Below are 20,454 nucleotides of genomic sequence, written 5' to 3' on the forward strand. Positions count from 1 at the left end.
AAATCGGAAAAGTCAGACTTTTTTCGTCAATCGGCAACCCTAATTGCCACTTTGAGAAGGTTGTGTTCAAGGTTGCCGCCCTATCATCTCCCATTCCAATCATAAATAAGTTGTTTTTTTAATCATGAAGTTAATGATGTATATGGAGAAACATGCTGAACGCAGCAGCCGAAATCGATCCAACAGGAGTGTGATGATGAAGGTGCCCAATGCCGGAAGAGAGGTTTACAAACGCAGCTTGCTGACCCTGGCGCTGATCAGTGGTCTGAGCGCCTGTGGCGGCGAGACGACCCAGACGGCACAGAGCATGCCCGCCGTCCCTGTGGTGGTCGCCGAGGTCAAGCTGACCGATGTGCCGCTCACCACCGAGATGGTGGGAGAGACCGCCGGTTTTCGCGAGATCGATGTGCGCTCCCGGGTCAGTGGCATCCTGCTCAAGCGCACTTATGTGGAAGGCCAGCCGGTTAACGCCGGTCAGGAGCTGTTTTTGATTGACCCTGAGCCCTACAAGGTGGCGCTGGAGCAGGCCAAAGGGACTTTGGCTCAGGAGCAGGCCCGTCTAAACAAGGCCCGTGCCGATCGGGATCGCATCATTCCCCTCTTCAAGCGTCAGGTGGTGAGTCGCAAGGACTATGACGACACCATCGCCAACTATGAAGCGGCCATCGCCAGCCATCAGGCCGCTCAGGCCAAGGTGAAAGAGGCGGAGCTCAACCTCAGCTACACCCAGGTGACCGCCCCCATCAACGGCATGGCGAGCAAGAGCTCCCAGTCCGAGGGGAGCCTTATCTCCACCAGCGGCGACAACGGCCTGCTCACTACCATCACCCAGTTTGATCCGCTCTACGTCAACTTCTCCTACTCGGAGCAGGATCGCCTCAACTTCGAAAACTCGGTAAAGAAAGGGGTGATTGAGGCGAAGGATGCCACCACCTGGCGCACCCATATCCGTCTGGCCGATGGCTCCCTCTACCCGGAGGCGGGCAAGCTCAACTTCTCCGACAACCGGGTCGATCCCCAGACCGGCACCATCCGTGCCCGTGCCATCTTCGACAACAAGGACGGCGTACTACTGCCCGGCCAGTTTGTCCGCATGACCATCGATCTGGGCCTGCGCAAAAACGCCATCGTGGTGCCGCCGCGCGCCATCGTCCAGTCCCAGGCTGACCGCATGGTGATGGTGGTCGATGCCGACAACAAGGTGGTGCCCCGTCCGGTGACCCTGGGCGCGGCAGTCGACTCCGGCGTGCTGATCGAGAGCGGCCTGCAGGCTGGTGAGCGCTATATCGTCGAAGGCTTGATGAAGGCTCGCCCCGGCGCCGTGGTAAAACCTGTCTCTGCCGACGAGATGAAGGCGATCACCGGCAAGGTGGTCAGCCAGTCTGCGGCCAAGTAAGGAGCCCGTATGTTTTCCAAGTTCTTCATAGAACGCCCCATCTTCGCCAGCGTGATTTCGATCATTATCGTGCTGGGCGGTTTGGCGGCGATGCGGGCGCTCCCCATCGAGCAATATCCCCAGATCACCCCGCCTGTGGTCTCGGTCACGGCGTTTTATCCGGGCGCAACCCCAGAGGTGATCTCCCAGACCGTGGCAGCGCCGCTAGAGCAGCAGATCAACGGCGTCGAGCGGATGATCTACATGCAATCGGGGTCAGCCTCCAACGGCCAGATGAACCTCAACGTCTACTTCGAGATCGGCACAGATCCGGATCAGGCCACCATCAACGTCAACAACCGGGTCTCGGCCGCCATGGCCCAGCTGCCGGAAGAGGTGAAAAAACAGGGGGTGACAGTCAAGAAGAAATCGACCTCCATCCTGCAGGTGGTCACCCTCCAGTCACCAAACGGCTCGTTTGATACCACCTATCTGTCGAACTACGCCCTGCTCAACATCATCGACGAGCTCAAGCGGATTCCCGGCATCGGTGATACCACCTTGTTTGGCGGTACCGACTATGCGATGCGTATCTGGCTGCGGCCGGATCGACTGGCCCAGCTCGAGCTCACCCCGAGCGACGTGATTGGCGCCATTCGAGAACAGAACACCCAGTTCGCGGCGGGCAAGATCGGAGCCCAACCCACCACGGCACCCATCGACTTCACCTACACGGTGCAGACCAAGGGGCGCCTTGAGGATGTGAAGGAGTTCCAGAACATCATCGTCCGCTCCATGCCCGATGGCTCCAAGATCCGGGTCCGCGATGTCGCCCGGGTCGAGCTGGGGGGCAAGGATTATGACCTGGTCGCCCGCGCCAACGGCAAACCGGCCATCGGTATTGCCACCTATCTGCAACCGGGCGCCAACGCCGTCGCGGTTGCCGATGCGGTACATGCCACCATGGAGCGACTCAAGGAGCGCTTCCCGCAGGATATCGAGTACCAGATCCCCTACGACACCACCGAGTTCGTGAAGATCTCCATCGAAGAGGTGGTACACACCCTGTTCGAGGCGATCGTGCTGGTGTTCGTGGTGGTCTATCTGTTCCTGCAGAACTTCCGCGCCACCCTGATCCCCTGTATCGCGGTGCCGGTGTCGCTCATCGGGACCTTCGCCGGCATGCTGGTGCTCGGTTTCTCCATCAACCTGCTGACCCTGTTCGGCATGGTGCTTGCCATCGGCATCGTGGTGGATGACGCCATCGTGGTGCTCGAGAACGTCGAGCGGATCATGCAGGAGAAGAAGTGCTCCGCCAAGGAGGCTGCCATCCTCGCCATGCAGGAGGTCTCCGGTCCGGTGGTCGCCATCGTGCTGGTGCTCTGCGCCGTATTCCTGCCGGTCGCCTTTATGGGCGGCATGACGGGGGTGATGTACAAACAGTTCGCCATCACGGTCGCGGTCTCGGTCGCCATCTCAGGTCTGGTGGCACTGACTCTCTCTCCGGCCCTCTGTGCCGTGTTGCTCAAGGAGGGACATCACAAACCGGCCCGCTTCTTCGTCTGGTTCAACGAAAAATTTGACCAGCTGACCCGCGGCTATGTGCGGGGTGTGGCCTTCCTCAACCGTCGGGTGGGGGTCGCCTTTGCCATTATCGCCGTGCTGATCCTCTCCATCTACGGCCTCTTCCTGAAAGTGCCGGGCGAACTGGTACCGAACGAAGATCAGGGCTACCTCATCTCCGCCGTCATGCTGCCGGATGCCGCCGCGATGAGCCGGACCCAGGCGGTGGCGGATCAGTTCGACAAGATCGCCATGGCCAACCCCCATGTGAAAGATGTGATCACCTTCTCGGGCTTTGACATTCTCTCCAATGCCATCATCAGCAACAGCGGCATGACCTTCATTACCCTGAAGGACTGGAGCGAGCGTCAGGGGGTCGGACAGGACTCCTTCTCGCTGGCCAAGACCTTCCAGGGCTTGAGCCTGATGGGGCTGGCGGATGGCTTTGTCGCCTCCTTCAACCCGCCTCCCATTCAGGGGATGTCCACCACAGGTGGCCTTGAGGCCTATCTGCAAAACCGTGGCACCGGCAACGCCCAGGCCTTCTCCGGCGAAGTGCAACGCTTCCTCGACGCGGCCAAGGCGCGCCCGGAGTTTGCCAGCGTCACCAGCACCTACCGCGCCAACGTGCCGCAGGTCTATCTCGACCTGGATCGCGAAAAAGCCAAGGCGCTTGGGCTGCCGATCAACGCGGTGTTCGACACCATGCAGGCCACCTTCGGCCAGGTCTATGTCAACGACTTCAACCAGTTCGGCCGTACCTACCGGGTGCAGTTGCAATCCGAGGCAGACTATCGCGCCAAGAAGAGCGACATCCGCAACGTCTATGTCCGCTCCGACAAGGGGGAGATGATCCCGCTCAGCAGTCTGGTGACGGTGCGTGATGCCACCGGCCCCGAACTGGTCGAACGCTTCAACATCTTCCAGGCCGCCAAGATCATGGCCCAGCCCGCCCCGGGCTACAGCTCGGGTCAAGCCATCGCCGCGCTGGAAGAGGTCGCCAATGAGGCTCTTGGCAACGACGCCAAGCTGGAGTGGACCGGCTCTGCCTATCAGGAGAAAGCGGCCGCAGGCAGCGCAGGCATGGCCTTTGGTTTCGGTATCGTGATGATCTTCCTCATTCTGGCCGCCCAGTATGAACGCTGGAGCCTGCCGTTTGCGGTGATCACCGCGGTACCGTTCGCCCTGTTTGGCGCCCTGCTCGCCACCTGGCTGGTGGGGCTGACCAACAACGTCTACTTCCAGATCGGGCTGGTGACCCTGGTCGGCCTTGCCGCCAAGAACGCCATCCTGATCGTGGAGTTCGCGGTGATGAAGCACGAAGAGGGAATGAGCCTCATCGAGTCGGCACTGGAGGCGGCGCGCCTGCGTTTCCGTCCCATCGTGATGACCTCGCTCGCCTTCATCCTCGGCTGTGTGCCGCTGGTCACCTCCAGCGGGGCCGGCGCGGCAAGCCGTCACGCCCTCGGCTGGCCGGTCATCGGCGGCATGCTGGCCGCCACCTTTATCGCCATCTTCTTTATCCCGCTCTTCTTCCGCCTCATCATGAGAGGATCGGAAAAGCGCGCCAAGCAGCAACGCTCTACCTAGGCGTTCCACCGATAACAAACTACCCCCGCCCGTGCGGGGGTATTTTTTTGTCTGCGGTGTGCTTCAATGACACACATCGAGACTTTTTTGCACAGGATCCGGATATGCTGGCTCAGCTCTGGCTCGCGACAACCTTGACGACCACTACCCTCTCCGCCTGTGGTCATCACGATTATCCCCCCTGGAACTGGCTGAGCGATGGCAAGATCATCGGCGTTTGTGCCGAAGTCGTCAGTACCCTCTATCAACGGTTGGGTTTCAATGTGGATCTCTCCTATGTGGGCCCCTGGGCCCGCTGTCAGCAGAAAGTGGCGAAAGGAGAGGTCGACATCAATATCTGTGCGCTGCGCAACGAAGAGAGAGCGCACTACTCCCGCTTTACCCGAACCCCCATGGCCATCAATGACATGGCGGTATTCGTGCGCCAACCCGGCAGCCGCTTGCTGCAACGACGGGAGGACCTGACCGGACTGCGGGGCGCAATGATGATAGGCGTCAGCCTTGGCAGCGAGATGGATGGTTTTTTGCAAGAGAATACCCGCATCTACAGGGTCAACTCCCTCAAGCAGGTATTTGGCCTGCTGGCCAGTGACCGGGTCGACTTCGTTCCTTATGGCCGCTCTTCCGGTCGCCTGTTTCTGAGCGACAATTACCCGGACAGCGGGCTGGCTGATCTGCAGTGGCCACTGCAGCGCGGTGAGCTCTATATTTCTGTTTCACTGCAATCCCCCCATCTTGACACCCTCGAACAACTGGAGCCCATGTTGCAAACGCCCGGCATGAGTCAATGGATAGACCAGTTGCTGGAAAAGTACAGTGACCTCTACCTGCAACAGCAGCGCCAGCAGAAGCCTTGACCTTCTCCTGCGAGCAAGGTTTAGAGTTTGGCAACTTGTTCCCGAAGGATGCCCGGATTGTCACTCACCCAGCTTGCTGCAAGATTGCCCTCTGTTGCTCTGGCCCGGCTATTGCTGGCGCTGCTGCTCGTCTGCAATCTGACTCTCTGCATCAGCTGGCATGGTTCTCCCCTCTCCTCCGAGCCGACCCCAAGCAGCGCCCAATCGATGGTGATGTTCGATTCATCCATGGCGATGGCGGATGGCGATATCTCTCATGCAATGCCCGCGATGGATCACCCGGGCGATGCCATGCCCCTCTCCTGCCATCAGGGAGACGAGAGGTCAGCCATGGGCGATGAGTGCCAGATGCAGACCGGCATCAATGCCCCCTCCTTCGGCGCGATGACTCTGCTTGGGGTACTGGTCGCTCTGCTGCTCTTTCCCTTGCTACTTGGCAACAACGTCGCAGCGTCACTGCTTGATAACTGGTTGCGGGATCCCTTCCTGCGATCGCGCGGTGCTCACCCTCCCTCCTGGCCGCGCCGACATCTGATGCTGTCGGTGTTACGCCACTAGAAAGTCCTTCTCTTGCGGCACAGGCAAGCTTTAACTTGCCCGTTTCCTGCCGCCTTGCCTGACCCTGTGCCCCGGCCAAACCGGTCCGCTCACAGGGAGCCGTGCGCACTGATACAGCTGCGCCCCGTTTGCCGCCAGCCCCTTGGGTGATGCCTTGCACCTCACCCGACCGGCGGCCTGCAAAAGAGAAGACGAATTATGTCACCAGCCCACTTTTCACCGTCCAAGGTTGCTGCCTTTGCGGGCGCCTTATCCTCCTGCACTTTCTGCATGCAGACCCGCGCCGGAGGCCAGTCATGAACAAGACCGTCCTGATGTCGGCCCTGCTACTTGCCCTTGGCGCTGGTGGCGGCTACTGGGCCGCCAAACAGACCTCCGATGGCGCAAGCGCCAAAGAGAAGACGCCCCTTTACTGGGTCAACCCCATGGATCCCCGCGACAAGCGCGACGGCCCGGCCAAGGACAACATGGGGATGGACTTTATCCCCGTCTATGAGGAACAAAAAAACGGCTCACCAGGCACCGTCACCATCAGCCCCGAGATCCAGCAGAACCTGGGGGTGCGGCTGGCTAAGGTCGAGCGACTGCCTATCCACCAGCAGATCGAGACGGTGGGCTATGTCGGGTATGACGAGGATCGGCTGGAGGCGATCAACGCCCGCATGGCGGGCTGGATCCGCACCCTCGCCATCAAGAGCGAGGGGCAGCAGGTGAGCAAGGGGAGCCTTATTTACGAGCTCTACGCGCCGGATCTGGTCAACGCCCAGCACGAATACCTGCTCGCTCTCAACACCGCCAACCCACTGCTGCTGCGCGCCGCCGAGGGCAAGCTCAAGTCCCTGCAGGTACCGGCAGATCAAATCTCAGCCCTCAAACGCACCCGTCAGGTGCAGGAGACGGTGCGTATCTATGCCCCCAGCAGCGGTTATGTCTCCGAACTGAAAGTGCGCGAAGGCCAGTATGTGGAGCCCGCCGCAGCGCTCTTTAACATCAGCACCCTCAAGCAGGTGTGGGTGAGTGCCGAGGTGTTCGAGCGTCAAGCCGCCCAGCTGAAGGTGGGGGATCCGGTCACCATGACTCTCGACTATGCCCCCGGCCGCAGCTGGCAAGGTAAGGTGGATTACCTCTATCCGACCCTCGATGCCGCTACTCGCACCCTCAAGGTGCGGCTGCGCTTTGACAACCCGGACGAGTTTTTGAAACCCAACATGTTTGCCAAGGTGAGCATTCGCACCGGGCAGGGAGAGCCGCAATTGGTGGTGCCGAGCGAAGCGGTGATCCGCACCGGTAGTCAGGATCGGCTGGTGCTGGCGTTGGGGGATGGCAACTTCAAGTCGGTCGCCGTCACTCTCGGCCCCCAGTTTGGCGACAAGGTTGCCATCAAGGCAGGGGTGGAAGCGGGTGACAGCATAGTCAGCTCGGCCCAGTTCCTGCTCGACTCCGAGTCGGCCATCGATTCAGACTTCCAGCGTATGACTGCAGTGCGCCCCGCCCAGGTGTGGACCCAGGGCGAGGTTGAAAGCATCGATCTGGCCAACCGCACCCTGATGGTCTCCCACCAGCCCATCCCCGAGTGGCAGTGGCCCGCCATGGAGATGGAATTCACCGTCGCCGAAGGGGTCGACATCAGCCAGCTGGCCGAGGGGCAGACCCTCCATCTGCAGGTGATGCAGGATGGGGATGAGTACCGCATCACCACCATCCACCAGGAGAGCGCCCCGGCCAACGACGAGGCCGCAGCACCGGCGTCGGAGGAGATGGAAGGCATGGACCATAGCCAGCATCAGATGGCGATGCCCGAGATGGAGAAGAAGTCATGATCCCTGCCATCATTCGCTGCCTAGCAGGCAACCGCTCTCCGCTCTCTCTACTTGGTGAGAAAGGAGTTCAATCATGATCCCCTCGATTATTCGCTGGTCCATCGGCAACCGCTTTCTGGTGCTGTTATTGACCCTCATGCTCACCGCCTGGGGGCTCTGGTCGGTCAAACAGACCCCGGTGGATGCCCTGCCGGATCTCTCCGATGTGCAGGTGATCATCAAAACCGCCTATCCGGGCCAGGCGCCCCAGGTGGTGGAGGATCAGGTCACCTACCCGCTCACCACCGCCATGCTGGCGGTACCGGGGGCCACTACGGTGCGCGGCTACTCCTTCTTCGGCGACTCCTTCGTCTATGTGCTGTTTGACGACAACACCGACCTCTACTGGGCCCGAGCCCGGGTGCTGGAGTATTTGAGTCAGGTGGCCCCCAACCTGCCCGCCTCCGCCCGCCCCCAGCTCGGCCCGGACGCCACCGGGGTGGGCTGGGTCTATCAGTACGCGCTGGTGGACAAAACCGGCAAGCATGACCTCAGCCAGCTCACCTCCCTGCAAAACTGGTTCCTCAAGTACGAGTTGCAGACGGTGGATGGGGTCTCCGAAGTTGCCACAGTCGGCGGCATGGTGCGCCAGTATCAGGTACGGGTCGATCCGGACAAGCTGCGCGCCTACGGCATTCCGCTCTCTCTTATCGAGACCGCCATCAAGCAGGGTAATCAGGAGACAGGCGCCTCCGTCATCGAGATGGCGGAAGCGGAGTACATGGTGCGCTCCAACGGCTATCTGAAAAGCGTCGAGGATCTGAAGCAGATCCCGCTCGGCACCACGGTACGCGGCGCCCCGCTGCTGCTAGGGGATGTGGCGGATGTGGTCACCGGCCCCCAGATGCGGCGCGGCATTGCCGAGCTCAACGGCGAAGGGGAAGTGGTGGGCGGCATCATCGTCATGCGCTACGGCGAGAATGCCCAGCACACCATCGACGGGGTCAAGGCACGGCTGGCGGAGCTCAAGAGTAGCCTGCCGGAAGGAGTAGAGATCGTCACCGTCTACGACCGATCCGACCTTATCCAGCGCGCCATCGACAACCTCTCCGGCAAGCTGCTGGAGGAGTTCGCCGTGGTGGTGCTGGTGTGTCTGGCCTTCCTGTTCCACCTGCGCTCGTCACTGGTGGTGGTCATCACCCTGCCCATCGCCATTCTGGTGGCCTTTATCGTCATGCACCTGCAGGGGATCAACGCCAACATCATGTCGCTCGGGGGCATCGCCATCGCCATCGGCGCCATGGTGGATGGCGCCATCGTGATGATCGAGAACGTCCACAAACACATGGAGCGGGAAGCGCTCACCGACAAGAACCGCTGGCGCATCATCACCGAGGCGAGCATAGAGGTGGGGCCCGCCATCTTCTTCTCCCTGCTCATCATCACCATCAGCTTTCTGCCGGTATTTGCGCTGGAGGCGCAGGAGGGGCGGATGTTCCACCCCCTCGCCTTCACCAAGACCTACGCCATGGCCGCCGCTGCCGGGCTCGCCATCACGCTGGTGCCGGTGATCATGGGCTACTTCATCCGTGGCAAGGTGCTGGCGGAGCAGGCCAACCCGCTCAACCGCTGGCTGAGCCAGGGCTATGTGCCACTGCTCAAGGCCGTACTGGCCCGTCCGAAAACCACCCTGGCTGTCGCCGCCGTGGTGACGGTGGCGGGCTTCTGGCCGCTCAAGTATCTGGGCTCCGAGTTCATACCGCCGCTCGATGAGGGGGACATCATGTATATGCCCACCACCGCGGCCAATATCTCGGTGGGCAAGGCGCGGGAGATTTTGCAGCAGACCGACAAGCTCATTCGTACCGTGCCCGAGGTGCAAAACGTGTTCGGCAAGGCAGGGCGCGCCGAATCGGCCACCGACCCTGCAGATCTGGTGATGATGGAGACCAGCATCCAGCTCAAGCCCCGCGATCAGTGGCGCCCCGGCATGACCCCGGAGAAACTGAAAGAAGAGCTCGACTCCCTTATCCGCTTCCCCGGCCTCACCAACGCTTGGGTGCCCCCCATCAAGACCCGCATCGACATGCTGGCCACCGGCATCAAGACCCCGGTCGGCATCAAGATAGCGGGGCCGGATCTCAAGGTGATCCAGCAGCTCGGCCAACAGCTTGAGCAGATCGTTGGCAAGGTGGAGGGCGCCTCATCGGTCTACGCCGAGCGGGTGGCCGGTGGCCGGTATGTCAAGGTGGACATCGACCGGCTGAAAGCGGCCCGCTACGGCCTCAACATCGCCGACGTGCAGGCGGTGCTCGCCACCGCGGTGGGCGGCATGGAGGTGGGCCAGACCATCGAGGGGCGCGAGCGTTACCCCATCAACCTGCGCTACCCCCAGAGCTATCGCGACTCGGTAGCCAGCCTCGAGCTGCTGCCGGTGGTGACTCCGAGCGGTGCGCGTATCGCGCTGGCGGATGTTGCCCGGGTCTATATCAGCGACGAGGCCCCCATGCTGCGCAGCGAGAATGCACGCCTCAACGGCTGGGTCTACGTCGATATTCGCGGCCGCGATATCGGCTCCTTCGTCGATGAAGCCAAGGCCGAGGTGGGCAAGCAGCTGGTGCTGCCAGCGGGCTACGCCCTCACCTGGTCTGGCCAATACGAGTACATGGAGCGGGCCAAGGCGCGTCTCGCCTACGTGGTGCCGCTCACCATCGCCATCATAGTGCTGCTGCTCTATCTGGCGTTTCGCCGCGTTCAGGAGGTGCTGCTCATTCTCACCACCTTGCCGCTGGCGGTGGTGGGCGGGATCTGGACCCTCTGGCTGCTCGACTTCAACCTCTCGGTGGCGGTCGGGGTGGGCTTTATCGCCCTGGCCGGGGTGGCGGTGGAGACCGGCGTCTTGATGCTGGTCTACCTCAACCACGCCTGGGATGACCTCGTTGCCTGCGGCAAGCCGGACAAGGCGGGCCTGCACCGGGCGGTGATCCAAGGCGCCGCCCTGCGCCTGCGCCCCAAGATGATGACGGTGGTCACCATCATCGCCGGCCTGTTGCCCATCATGTGGAGCCATGGCACCGGATCCGAAGTGATGCAACGCATCGCCGCCCCCATGATTGGCGGCATGGTGAGCGCGCTGGTGCTGACCCTGCTGGTGCTGCCTGCCGCCTACTACCTGTGGCGCAGCCGAAGCCTTGGCAAGAGCGCGAACCCGCAATCCGAATAACCCGATTTCACGATCCATATTGACTGAACGATGAGGAAACCATCATGAACTACAAAACGCTGACCCTGACATTGCTGCTTGGCCTTTCCACCCAGACCAGCCTGCAGGCCGAAGAGATGATGCACCATGAAGGGCACGATATGAGCCAGACGGGTGAGATGAGCGAACAGGGCGCAATGGTGATGACCAAGGGGGTCATTACCCGCCTCGATGAGGGGAGCGGCAAAGTCGGCATCAAGCACGAGGCGATCGAGAATCTCAAGATGCCCGCCATGACCATGGTCTTTCGAGTGGCAGATCCGGCCCAGCTCAAAGGACTCAAGGTGGGGGATGCTATCCACTTTCATGCCGAAAGCCAGAGCGGCAAGCTCACAGTGACAGCCATCCAGCCGCAATAAACGGCTCTGGCTCGCCGAAAAGGTCACGATAGACAGTGACAACGCAAGAGGGAGGCATCAGCCTCCCTCTTCTTTTGCTCAACCTGTTCGTTGGGTCAACCTCTGGTGCGCATTGCACTCAGCTGCGGGTTTCCAGCAACTGCTCCACATCCTCGATCACCTTGAGAGCCGCCTGCGGGCCGCCGCTGGAGGTCCAGAGCGACCCGTCCACGGCGCCAAAGCGCTTGGCCTTGATCACCGGCAGTTGCTGGAACGCCGGGGTCTGCTCCGCCTGACGCATGGCATCCACCGCATCACCGCTGGCGCTCAGAGTGCCGACCACCAGCCAGTCAGCATCCAGCAGGTTGAGGGACTCCAGACTGAGCGCCGGTGAGTGGGGCGCGCCAGTCCCCTGCTGCTTGCTCGGACGCACCAGCCCCATCGACTCCACTACGCTGCTGGCAAAGGTGCCCTGATACATAAAGCTCGGCCCCTTGGGGTTCCAGCGCACTATGCTGATGCTCTCCCCCTGATGCTTGGCCAGCTTGCTGCGAGCCTGAGTCAGCCGCTCGGCATACTGCAGCAAGAAAGTATCCCCTTGCTGGTCGCGGTTGAGGGTGTGGGCGGTGCGGCGGAAGCTATCCTGCCACGGCTCACCCCACTTGCTGGTCACCACGGTCGGCGCGATCTCCCCCAGCAAGGTCAGCAGCTCGGGACGGGTCTGACCTATCAGGATAAGGTCGGGCTCCAGCGCAATCAGCGACTCCAGATTGGGGCTGTCGAGATCGCCGATCACCTGGATCCCCATGCCCGCCTTGTTCAGCAAATAGCGAGGCAAAGTGGGTTGACCACGGCCATTGACGGCGCCGATGGGGGTCAGCCCCAGGGTCAGGGTGCTGTCGAGTTCGAGCTCGCTCAGCACCACCACCCGCGTTGGCTGGACTGGCACCTGCACCTTCTGGCCAAACGCATCAGTCACTTCACGCATCTCCTGCGCCTGAACCAGCGGCGCGGCCAGCATCAGGATGGCTGCTGCCAGGGCGGCAAAACGCTTCATCATCTCACTCCTTCTCGTTGCACGGCCCGGATAATCGGCCGCGAGGATACACTCGGTGGGCCCACAGAGCAGGCCCATATGACTCAACTCGCCGAACGCAGGGCTCGGCCATGTTCGTGACGACGGGGCACGATAATGGGCGCCCCATCGCCGGGGGCATGCAGAATGTCGACACTGGTCTGGTAGAGCCGGTCGATTAGATCCTTGGTCACCACCTCCCGGGCCGGGCCCATGGCGGCAATGGTCCCCTCGCCGATGGCGATCAACTCGTCACAGTAGCGGGCCGCCATCGCCAGATCGTGGATCACCAGCAGCACGGTTTTGCCCTCGGCAGTGATGCGATGGATCGCCTCCATCACCTCGGTCTGGTGACCGATATCGAGGGCACTGGTGGGCTCGTCGAGCAGCACCATGTCGCTGTCCTGCGCCAGGATCATCGCCAGCCACGCCCGCTGTGCCTGCCCGCCGGAGAGGGACGCGGCGCTCTGCTGCCAGATGCTTTCAAGCTGCATCCGCTCGCATGCAATACGCACCATGCGGGCATCCTCCTCCCCCCACTGATTGAACCAGCCCTGATGAGGGTGACGGCCATACTGCACCAACTGCTCCACCAGAATGCCGGCAGGCAGGGTTGGCCGCTGAGGCAGATAGGCGAGCTCCCGCGCCAACCCCTTCATGGGGTAGCTGGCGAGCGGCTTGCCCTTAAGCAGGATCTCGCCGCGTTGGGCTTTCATCTGGCCGGATAACAGCTTGAGCAGGGTCGATTTGCCGCAGCCGTTGGGGCCGACGATCCCCACCAGCTTGCCCCTCGGCACGCTGAAAGAGATGTCCCGCAAAATGGGGGTCTGCTGATAGGCGAAATGGAGGCGATTTACGGTGAGCGTCATCAGTCAGCCCTCTGGCGATCGTTAACAAGAAGAAACAGCAGCAACAGGCCGCCGAGAATACGGGTCATGATGCCGGTCGCCACCTCGTGAGGGCTGGCCAGCACCCGGACCAGGGTATCGCTGGCAAGCAGCAGCAGGGCACCGCTGAGTGCTGCCAGCCAGAGCGGCACCACCCGGTCTTTCACCAGCCAGGAGGCAAGAATGGGGGCCGCCATGGCGATAAAGACCACGGGGCCGCCGATGGCGGTGCCGAGCGCCGCCACCAGAATGGCCTGGGCCAGAATGCCCAGTTGTACCCGATCGCCGTTGACGCCAAGCCCTCTGGCCATCTCGGGGCCAAAGCGCAGCACCGCCAGCGAGCGGGAGAGATAGACGATCCACGGGCAGAGCAGCAGCAACAGGATGGCGATGGGGGTGATGGTGCTGTAACCCACGGCGATAAAGCTGCCCATGTTCCACAGATAGAGAGAGCTCAGGTGCAGCAGGGCCTGAGTGGACATCACAAACTGGCCGAGCGCCTCGAACAGCTCGGAGAGGCCGATGCCGATCACCACGAACAGATAGCCCTGCTCACCCGGTTTGCGGCAGAGGGCATAGAGCACCAGCGCCGCGAAGATGGCACCGATTGGGGCAGCCCACCAAGGCCAGCTGCCCACGGTCAGGTAGAGGGAGAAGACGATGATGGCCAGAGAGGCGCCGTTGTTGACCCCCACCATGTCGGGAGTAGCCAGCCGGTTGCGCACCAGAGTTTGTACCAGACAGCCGGAGAGCCCCATGGCCGCCCCCGCCACCACCACCCCAAGGATGCGCGGCAGCCGGATCTTGAACAGGGTGAGCTGCTCAAGCCGCGTCCCCTCCCCCAGCAGAGTGTTGACCACCCCGGCAAAGCCGAGCTTGCCGCCGCCAACGCTCAGGGCCAGCAGACCCAACGCTAGCAGCGCCATGGCCAGCAGAGCCAGCCAGCGCCAGCTCGGCAGATGGATCAGCAAAGAGCGGTTGCCGGCACGCAGGCAGAGCATATCGGTAGGTGTGCGCATCAGCCCCTCACTTGACGGTCAGCAGGGTACGAAAGCCCCCGCGATGAACAATGGCGATCAGTACTGGCGCACCAATCAGGGCCAGAATAACCCCGTTGGGCAGCTCGAACGGCTGGATCAGCCAGCGCGCCAGAATGTCGGCCAACAGCAGAAACAGAATGCCGAACAGGGCGGAGAAACAGACCTGCACCGACAGCTTTACCGGCTCTACCAGTCGGCCACAGTAGGCGGCCAGAAAGCCGACAAAGCCGATGGGGCCGGCGATGGCGATGGCACTGGCGGTAAACAGGGTGGCGGCCAGCAGCACGCCAATTCGCACCCGGTTGGGGCGAATCCCCAGCGCCTGGGCCTGACTGTCCCCCATCTGCATCAGGGTCAGCTGGCGACAGAGCAGCAAGGTGATGACAAACGCCGCCAGCACGAAGGGCAGCACGGCGACGATGGCATCGAGATTGGCCGCCGACAGGGAGCCGAGGTTCCAGAAGCGGTACTGCTCCAGCACCATCTTGTTGGAGAGCAGCAGAAAGCTGGAGAGACCGCCGAAGGTGGCGGAGAGCGCCACCCCGACCAGAATCAGCTTGAGGGGATTGGAGCGGCCAATCATCATGCCGAGCCCCAACACAATCACGTTGCCGAGCAGTGCGCCAAGTCCGGCCCAGAGCAGATAGCCATAGGCGGACTCCACCCCGAACCAGGTAAGCCCCACCACCAGCGCAAAGACGGCCCCGGCGTTGACACCGAGCAGGCCGGGCTCCGCCAGCGGGTTGCGGGTCGCGCTCTGCAACAAGGAGGCAGCCAGAGAGAGAGGCGCCGACCACCATGGCACAGAGGGTGCGCGGCAGTCGCAAGGTTTTGAGCACCATGGCGAGCTTCTCGTCACTCGCCCAAGGCGCGTCACCCATCAGGTAGCCAAGCACCTCGCGGGCACCATAGACGCCCGCACCGGTGGCGAGCGAGAGAGAAAGCAGTACGAACAGGAGGAAAAATCCCAGCCAGAACAGCGAGGTCTGGTCTCTAAACACCCTTTAACTCCTTATGGTGGCAATGCGCATGTTGTTGACATACATGTGGTTGAAATAAAAGCCTTCACCCGAGGTGATACCGTGGCAACAACGGATGCCCGCCAGTGCGGGCTCCCGCTCAGCCACTACATCTTGTAGGCCACACCGGCATAGACAGTGCGCCCGTCGAGGATCTGATCGGCCTCGGTGGAAACCCAGTCACGCTTGGTATTGGTCAGGTTGTTGAGCCCGAACTTCAGCTCCAGTGCCCGGGTGGCGTTCCAGACTGCCCCGATATCCAGTGTGTGGAATCCGGCGGTAGTCTCATAGGTGGTGCCGCTCATGCGCGGAACCGGCAGAATCTGGCTGCCGGTGTAGTTCCAGCCGAGCTGGGTACTCAGGCTCTCGATGACCTGCCACCCCAGCTTGGCGTTGGCGGTATGCTCCGGCGTCCGATAGAGATCCTTGCCGCTGGTCTTGTCCTCCCCGTCGATCAGGGTGACGTTGCTGGAGAGGGTCAGGGCATCGGTGATATCAAACCAGCCGCTCAGCTCCACCCCCTTGATGCGGGCCTTGCTGACATTCTGATAGGTCATCACAGCCGGACGCCAGGTGGCGGTCCATGCCTCGCTCTGGATCTTGTCCTTGATATCGTTGTGGAAGGCGGTAACCCCGGCGCCCCAGAACGAACCATCATAGGCGGTGCCCAGCTCGTAGCTGACGGCGGTTTCCGGCTTCAGATCCGGGTTGCCCACCACGGCGCAGCGACCGCGACAGGCAGCTACGGCATAATCCGGGTTGGACTGGGCAATGGTCGGCGCCTTGAACGCCTTGCCAATGCCGCCCTTGACCACCCAGTTGTCCGTCAGGCTGTAGAGGGCATAACCACGGGGGCTGAACTCGGTGCCATAGGTCTCGTGGTGATCGACCCGGCCACTCAGGGTCAACGCCAGATCGCCAAAGCCAAACTCATCCTGCAGATAGAGCGCGCTCTGGTTGACGCTGACATCGCCCCCCTTGAGGTTGACGTTATGCTTGAGTTCGGTGATGCGGTACTCGGCACCGCTGGTCAGCAGGTGGCTGCCCAGATTACCGCTCAGCTGGCCATCGAAGGTGTGGTTGGTCTGGCTCACATCGCTGCTGGTCTTGCTCAGCGCCGTCATCAGTTCGGAGTCGTCAAACAGGTCAACCTGCTCGAAGGCATAGCCGACCCGGCTGTCGAACTGATCCCAACGGCCGACGTGGGTGGCGTTGAGTCCCAGTCGTTCCATCTGCTGGATGTTGCGCGGCGTCTGGCCGTAGTTGTTCCAGTGGGCCTCCCGATCGTCTTTGGCGTAGTTCATCCCCACATCCAGATCCTGACGATCGTCGATCAGCCATTTGACGTTGGAGAGGATCCCCAGCTTTTCACGCTGCTCGATGGCATCGGCCTTGGGGTTGATGCTCTGCTCGCTCTGCCAGGCATCTCTGTGGTTCCCTTCCACCACCAGGTTGGCCAGCAGCTTGTTGTCGATCAGTGCCCCGCCCACATAGGCACTCGCCTTGTTGATATCCCCGCCGTGACCATCGGTGGGGTCGCTGAAGGTATAGGTGGCCGCCGCTTCGGTCTTCTCCCCGGGTTGACGCAAGATGACATTGACCACCCCACCCAGCGCATCGGCACCGTAGAGGGAGGAGATAGGGCCACGGATCACTTCGATACGCTCGATGGCCGCCATCGGGATGGCGGAGAGATCGAAATCATTGCCATAACCGGAGGTAAGAGCATCGCGGGAACTGATACGCCGGCCATTGACCAGCAACAGGGTGTAATCCCCCTCCAGCCCGCGCAACTTGATCTCGCTGCGGCCGTAGCTGGTCGCAGGGCTGATATTGACCCCCGGCAACTGTTTCAGAGCGCCGGTCAGATCATTGACATTGAGCTTGTCGAGCTCGGCCCGGGTCACCACAGAGACGCTGGCCGGGGCGGTCAGCTCGCTGTGCCGGGTTTTACTCGCCGTCACCACCATAGTTTCATGAGCGGTGACAGGCGCAGTCCCTTGGGCCAGAACTGGCAGGGCAAAAAGGGACAACACCAGCGGATGCACTGCAAATCGTCGGGATGATGTACGCATCATCAACACTCCACATAAAACAACCAAGGCCAACACCACCGACATCCCTGTCTGACCTCGCCAGACCCGGTGCAAAGTGATGGAGTTCATTGGCATGAACAGTCGTCCATGCCCCATCACCCCGAACATCAGTGCATTACGGCAAGCCCTGCGTTGTGCTATGCCACTCGCAGCCATCAATAACAAAAGCGCCGTACCGACTGACATCGGGACGGCGCAATACTAAATGCAAATCATTTTTATTTGCAAGGGTGAATCAGGTATTCTTTCGCATCCGCTTAATTATCCATCACATCGTGACGGGTCTGGTGATAGGCCTCTTCACTCTTGCCCCGACGCCAGTACGGCACGGCGTAGAGCGACTGGCGATCCACCTCGAGCACAGACCGAAAATGGCGGCGCAGCGGCAGCACCAACGCCTCTTCCCCACCCAGCCAGAAGAAGCTACCATCGCGCACCAGCGGCAGAGCAATCACATGCTCCAGCAGGCCACTGGACTCGGGCTCACCGACAAACCAGTGACAGCGCACCCCGACCGGTAGCGTCAACGGTTGAGCATCGGCCTGATCCGGCACCAGAATCGCAATTTCCCCTCTGGCATCGGCAGGCATCACCTCACACATCGCCATGATGGCGGGCAAGGCGGTGAGATCCCCCACCAAGCAGTAGTGATCGGCCGATTGCAGCATGGGGTTGGGACCACCCGGCCCGGAGAGGATCACCTTCTCTCCCAGCTTGGCATGGGTAGCAAAGGCGCTGGCGGGCCCGCCGTCACCGTGCAGCACGAAGTCGATATCAATTTCCTGCTCATCACGGCGAAACGCGCGGATGGTGTAGGTGCGGATCACCGGCTTGTCAGCCGGGTCACTCCAGCGCGGGCCGCTCGGGGTCATGGCAGGCAGCACCGGCTCTACCTGATGGGGCTGGGCCAGCATCACCTTGATATGGGCTCCACCGCAGGTAAAGGGATAGTCAGCCAGTTCGCTGCTACCAAAGGTGATGCGACGCAAATGGGGGGTGACCTGGGTAATGGCTTTGACAGTCAGCAGACGGGGACGATTGGGAGGCAGAGATGGGGACACAATGAGGCTCCTCGTTGAGTGTGTCGCCCATGCTACACGCAAATAGGAATTACTATCAAATAAGATTATTTCTCGTCTAATAGCTACAAACTGGATTCAAACATCCCCAACCACTGGCGTCCACACCCCAATCCAGAAATAGGCTTTATGCACGCTAGCTCCATGATTGGGCAAAGAAAGCAGCCGGACAACGCCACAGTTACAAAGGGTTCCATTTGCTTATTTCGACCATAGTTTTTCGAGATCAAATTTTATTTCCCAATAAGTTTCCTATCCTTAGTGAAGCAGTTAATGTAAGCACAGGATGCCAAACAGGATTGTATGATGGATGACCAGATCCTGATTATTGATGATGACGATCTCTCCCTCCCCGACGCACAGCAAGCGGGCTGGAAGGTGATGATTGTTGACGATGAGCCTGAAGTGCATCGCATCACCAAAATCACCTTGAACAAATTCGAGTTTGACAATCGCCCCATCGATTTTCTGCATGCCTATTCCGCGGCACAGGCCAAAGAGTTGCTGGCCACCACCCCGGACGTTGCTCTGTTGCTGCTGGACGTGGTGATGGAGGTCGACCACGCCGGCCTCGATGTCGTCAAATACGTCCGTGAAGATCTGCAAAACAAGATGGTACGCATCGTGTTGCGTACCGGCCAACCCGGCCAGGCGCCGGAAGATGACGTGGTCACCAACTACGACATCAACGACTACAAGGATAAAACCGAGCTCACCTCCCAGAAGCTGCGCACCCTGCTGCGGGCCAGCCTGCGATCCTATCGGGATATCCGCACCCTGGAGAGTAACCGTCAGGGGCTGGAAAAAGTCATCGAAGCCTCCAAGGGGATCTTTGAGAAACGGGCGTTGCGCCAGTTTGTCGAAGGCGCTCAGGAGCAGCTCAGCGCCCTGCTCCATCTGGGGGAAACCCAGATATACGACGTCAAGCAATACGCCTATGAGGTGAAGGATCAAGTATTGGAGCCCCTGCTCCCCGGCCATCCCGCCATGCTCCTCACGGATGCGCCGGAGATCCTGCGCCAGGCTATGAGCAAGCGCAGCAACGTCTATAACGCCACCCAGATGGTGCTCTACTGCCAGAATCCGCGCCACCATCTGCTGTTCCACATCGAGACCACCCGCCAGCTCAGCCAGATCGATACCAGTCTGCTGACCCTGTTTACTGAAAACATCATAGTGGCGCTGGAGAATATCCGGCTCAATGAGGTGATCGCCGACAACCAGCGGGAGATCATCTATCGCATCGGCGAACTGGTCGAAACCCGTTCAAAAGAGTCAGGACTGCACGTCAAACGGGTCGCGCTCTATACCGAACAATTCTGCCACCTGATGGGTATGAGCGAAGAGCAGAGCGAGCTGGTGAAACGCGCCTCGCCGCTCCATGACATTGGCAAGGTGGGAATTCCCGATGCCATCTTGCACAAGCCGGGCAAGCTGACACCGGAAGAGTGGGAGATCATGAAAACCCACGCCCAGCTCGGGCAGGATATGCTCTCCGGCAGCGATCTGGCGCTGTTTCAGATTGGTGCCACCATCGCTGGCAATCACCATGAGAAATGGAATGGCAGTGGCTATCCCCGCGGTCTGAAAGGGGCGGATATTCCGCTGGAGGGACGAATTGTGGCGCTGGCTGACGTGTTCGATGCCCTGGGTTCGGATCGCTGCTACAAGAAGGCGTGGCCGCTGGACAAGGTGCTGGCCCTGATTGAAGAGGAGAAGGGGCAGCATTTCGACCCCCAGCTGGTCGAGCTGATGATGGCCAATCTGGACAAGTTCCTCGAGATCCGCGAGCAGAACAAGGATGTCTATATCGGCGAACACTGATAGCCAGCTTGTTCTGTTTATGAACTAAAAAAAACCGCCCTGCTTATCAGGGCGGTTTTTTATATCTGGCATCACGCCACTTCAGAACGAGG

The 20,454-nt window shown here is 60.9% G+C and carries 13 protein-coding genes and 1 pseudogene; 8 read left to right on the forward strand and 6 right to left on the reverse strand.

Annotated features, from left to right (window positions below; genetic code table 11):
- Nucleotides 1-196 precede the first annotated feature (196 nt).
- The 7 genes from VF684_RS06280 (at nucleotide 197) to VF684_RS06310 (ending at nucleotide 11,363) form a co-directional block, all read left to right on the forward strand.
- Nucleotides 197-1,396 carry an efflux RND transporter periplasmic adaptor subunit gene (locus VF684_RS06280; RefSeq protein WP_139439916.1) on the forward strand — a complete coding sequence of 400 codons (1,200 nt, stop codon included), beginning with the start codon at nucleotides 197-199 and terminating at the stop codon, nucleotides 1,394-1,396.
- Nucleotides 1,397-1,405: 9 nt separating this feature from the next.
- A complete protein-coding gene (locus VF684_RS06285; RefSeq protein WP_376898637.1) occupies nucleotides 1,406-4,528 on the forward strand; it encodes an efflux RND transporter permease subunit in 3,123 nt (1,040 codons plus the stop codon).
- Nucleotides 4,529-4,632: 104 nt separating this feature from the next.
- Nucleotides 4,633-5,385: a substrate-binding periplasmic protein gene (locus VF684_RS06290; RefSeq protein ID WP_107682293.1), complete on the forward strand. Its 753-nt coding sequence runs from the start codon at nucleotides 4,633-4,635 to the stop codon at nucleotides 5,383-5,385.
- Between the two features lie 57 nt (nucleotides 5,386-5,442).
- Entirely contained in the window at nucleotides 5,443-5,943 is a 501-nt protein-coding gene (locus VF684_RS06295) for a hypothetical protein (protein ID WP_107682292.1), read from the forward strand.
- 296 nt (nucleotides 5,944-6,239) lie between these two features.
- Complete coding sequence (locus VF684_RS06300) at nucleotides 6,240-7,763, forward strand: efflux RND transporter periplasmic adaptor subunit (protein WP_376898639.1); 1,524 nt, start codon at nucleotides 6,240-6,242, stop codon at nucleotides 7,761-7,763.
- Between the two features lie 73 nt (nucleotides 7,764-7,836).
- The gene (locus tag VF684_RS06305; RefSeq protein ID WP_376898641.1) at nucleotides 7,837-10,965 is read left to right on the forward strand and encodes an efflux RND transporter permease subunit; all 3,129 of its coding nucleotides are present in this window, start codon (nucleotides 7,837-7,839) and stop codon (nucleotides 10,963-10,965) included.
- A gap of 44 nt (nucleotides 10,966-11,009) precedes the next feature.
- Nucleotides 11,010-11,363 carry a copper-binding protein gene (locus VF684_RS06310; protein ID WP_151287267.1) on the forward strand — a complete coding sequence of 118 codons (354 nt, stop codon included), beginning with the start codon at nucleotides 11,010-11,012 and terminating at the stop codon, nucleotides 11,361-11,363.
- Between the two features lie 118 nt (nucleotides 11,364-11,481).
- Here VF684_RS06310 and VF684_RS06315 read toward each other — a convergent pair whose 3' ends face one another.
- The 6 genes and pseudogenes from VF684_RS06315 to VF684_RS06340 form a co-directional block, all read right to left on the reverse strand.
- Entirely contained in the window at nucleotides 11,482-12,399 is a 918-nt protein-coding gene (locus tag VF684_RS06315; RefSeq protein WP_376900324.1) for an ABC transporter substrate-binding protein, read from the reverse strand.
- A gap of 83 nt (nucleotides 12,400-12,482) precedes the next feature.
- Nucleotides 12,483-13,286 carry an ABC transporter ATP-binding protein gene (locus tag VF684_RS06320; protein ID WP_110302425.1) on the reverse strand — a complete coding sequence of 268 codons (804 nt, stop codon included), beginning with the start codon at nucleotides 13,284-13,286 and terminating at the stop codon, nucleotides 12,483-12,485.
- Nucleotides 13,286-14,323 (reverse strand): FecCD family ABC transporter permease, encoded by a 1,038-nt coding sequence (locus tag VF684_RS06325; RefSeq protein ID WP_042656962.1) that lies wholly within the window; start codon nucleotides 14,321-14,323, stop codon nucleotides 13,286-13,288. Before VF684_RS06325 ends, VF684_RS06320 begins: the two co-directional genes overlap by 1 nt.
- Nucleotides 14,324-14,330: 7 nt before the next feature.
- Nucleotides 14,331-15,345 (reverse strand): annotated as a pseudogene (locus VF684_RS06330) (FecCD family ABC transporter permease).
- A gap of 125 nt (nucleotides 15,346-15,470) precedes the next feature.
- Nucleotides 15,471-17,438, reverse strand: coding sequence for a TonB-dependent receptor domain-containing protein (locus VF684_RS06335; RefSeq protein WP_139439918.1), 1,968 nt, complete (start codon nucleotides 17,436-17,438; stop codon nucleotides 15,471-15,473).
- 278 nt (nucleotides 17,439-17,716) lie between these two features.
- The gene (locus tag VF684_RS06340) at nucleotides 17,717-18,520 is read right to left on the reverse strand and encodes a siderophore-interacting protein (protein WP_139439909.1); all 804 of its coding nucleotides are present in this window, start codon (nucleotides 18,518-18,520) and stop codon (nucleotides 17,717-17,719) included.
- Nucleotides 18,521-18,844: 324 nt separating this feature from the next.
- On the opposite strand from VF684_RS06340, the gene VF684_RS06345 reads away from it, so the two are divergent.
- Entirely contained in the window at nucleotides 18,845-20,362 is a 1,518-nt protein-coding gene (locus VF684_RS06345) for an HD domain-containing phosphohydrolase (protein ID WP_005361714.1), read from the forward strand.
- Nucleotides 20,363-20,454 lie beyond the last annotated feature (92 nt).

The sequence above is a fragment of the Aeromonas sp. Lyrl_2 genome, from assembly GCF_051948815.1.
GTDB classification, from domain to species: domain Bacteria; phylum Pseudomonadota; class Gammaproteobacteria; order Enterobacterales; family Aeromonadaceae; genus Aeromonas; species Aeromonas veronii.

Excerpts from the sequence above, each read along its gene's own strand:
- VF684_RS06280 (WP_139439916.1), top strand. The coding sequence starts at position 197 with ATGAAGGTGCCCAATGCCGGAAGAGAGGTTTACAAACGCAGCTTGCTG.
- VF684_RS06285 (WP_376898637.1), top strand. The coding sequence starts at position 1,406 with ATGTTTTCCAAGTTCTTCATAGAACGCCCCATCTTCGCCAGCGTGATT.
- VF684_RS06290 (WP_107682293.1), top strand. The coding sequence starts at position 4,633 with ATGCTGGCTCAGCTCTGGCTCGCGACAACCTTGACGACCACTACCCTC.
- VF684_RS06300 (WP_376898639.1), top strand. The coding sequence starts at position 6,240 with ATGAACAAGACCGTCCTGATGTCGGCCCTGCTACTTGCCCTTGGCGCT.
- VF684_RS06305 (WP_376898641.1), top strand. The coding sequence starts at position 7,837 with ATGATCCCCTCGATTATTCGCTGGTCCATCGGCAACCGCTTTCTGGTG.
- VF684_RS06310 (WP_151287267.1), top strand. The coding sequence starts at position 11,010 with ATGAACTACAAAACGCTGACCCTGACATTGCTGCTTGGCCTTTCCACC.
- VF684_RS06315 (WP_376900324.1), bottom strand. The coding sequence starts at position 12,399 with ATGAAGCGTTTTGCCGCCCTGGCAGCAGCCATCCTGATGCTGGCCGCG.
- VF684_RS06320 (WP_110302425.1), bottom strand. The coding sequence starts at position 13,286 with ATGACGCTCACCGTAAATCGCCTCCATTTCGCCTATCAGCAGACCCCC.
- VF684_RS06325 (WP_042656962.1), bottom strand. The coding sequence starts at position 14,323 with ATGCGCACACCTACCGATATGCTCTGCCTGCGTGCCGGCAACCGCTCT.
- VF684_RS06335 (WP_139439918.1), bottom strand. The coding sequence starts at position 17,438 with ATGCGTACATCATCCCGACGATTTGCAGTGCATCCGCTGGTGTTGTCC.
- VF684_RS06345 (WP_005361714.1), top strand. The coding sequence starts at position 18,845 with ATGGATGACCAGATCCTGATTATTGATGATGACGATCTCTCCCTCCCC.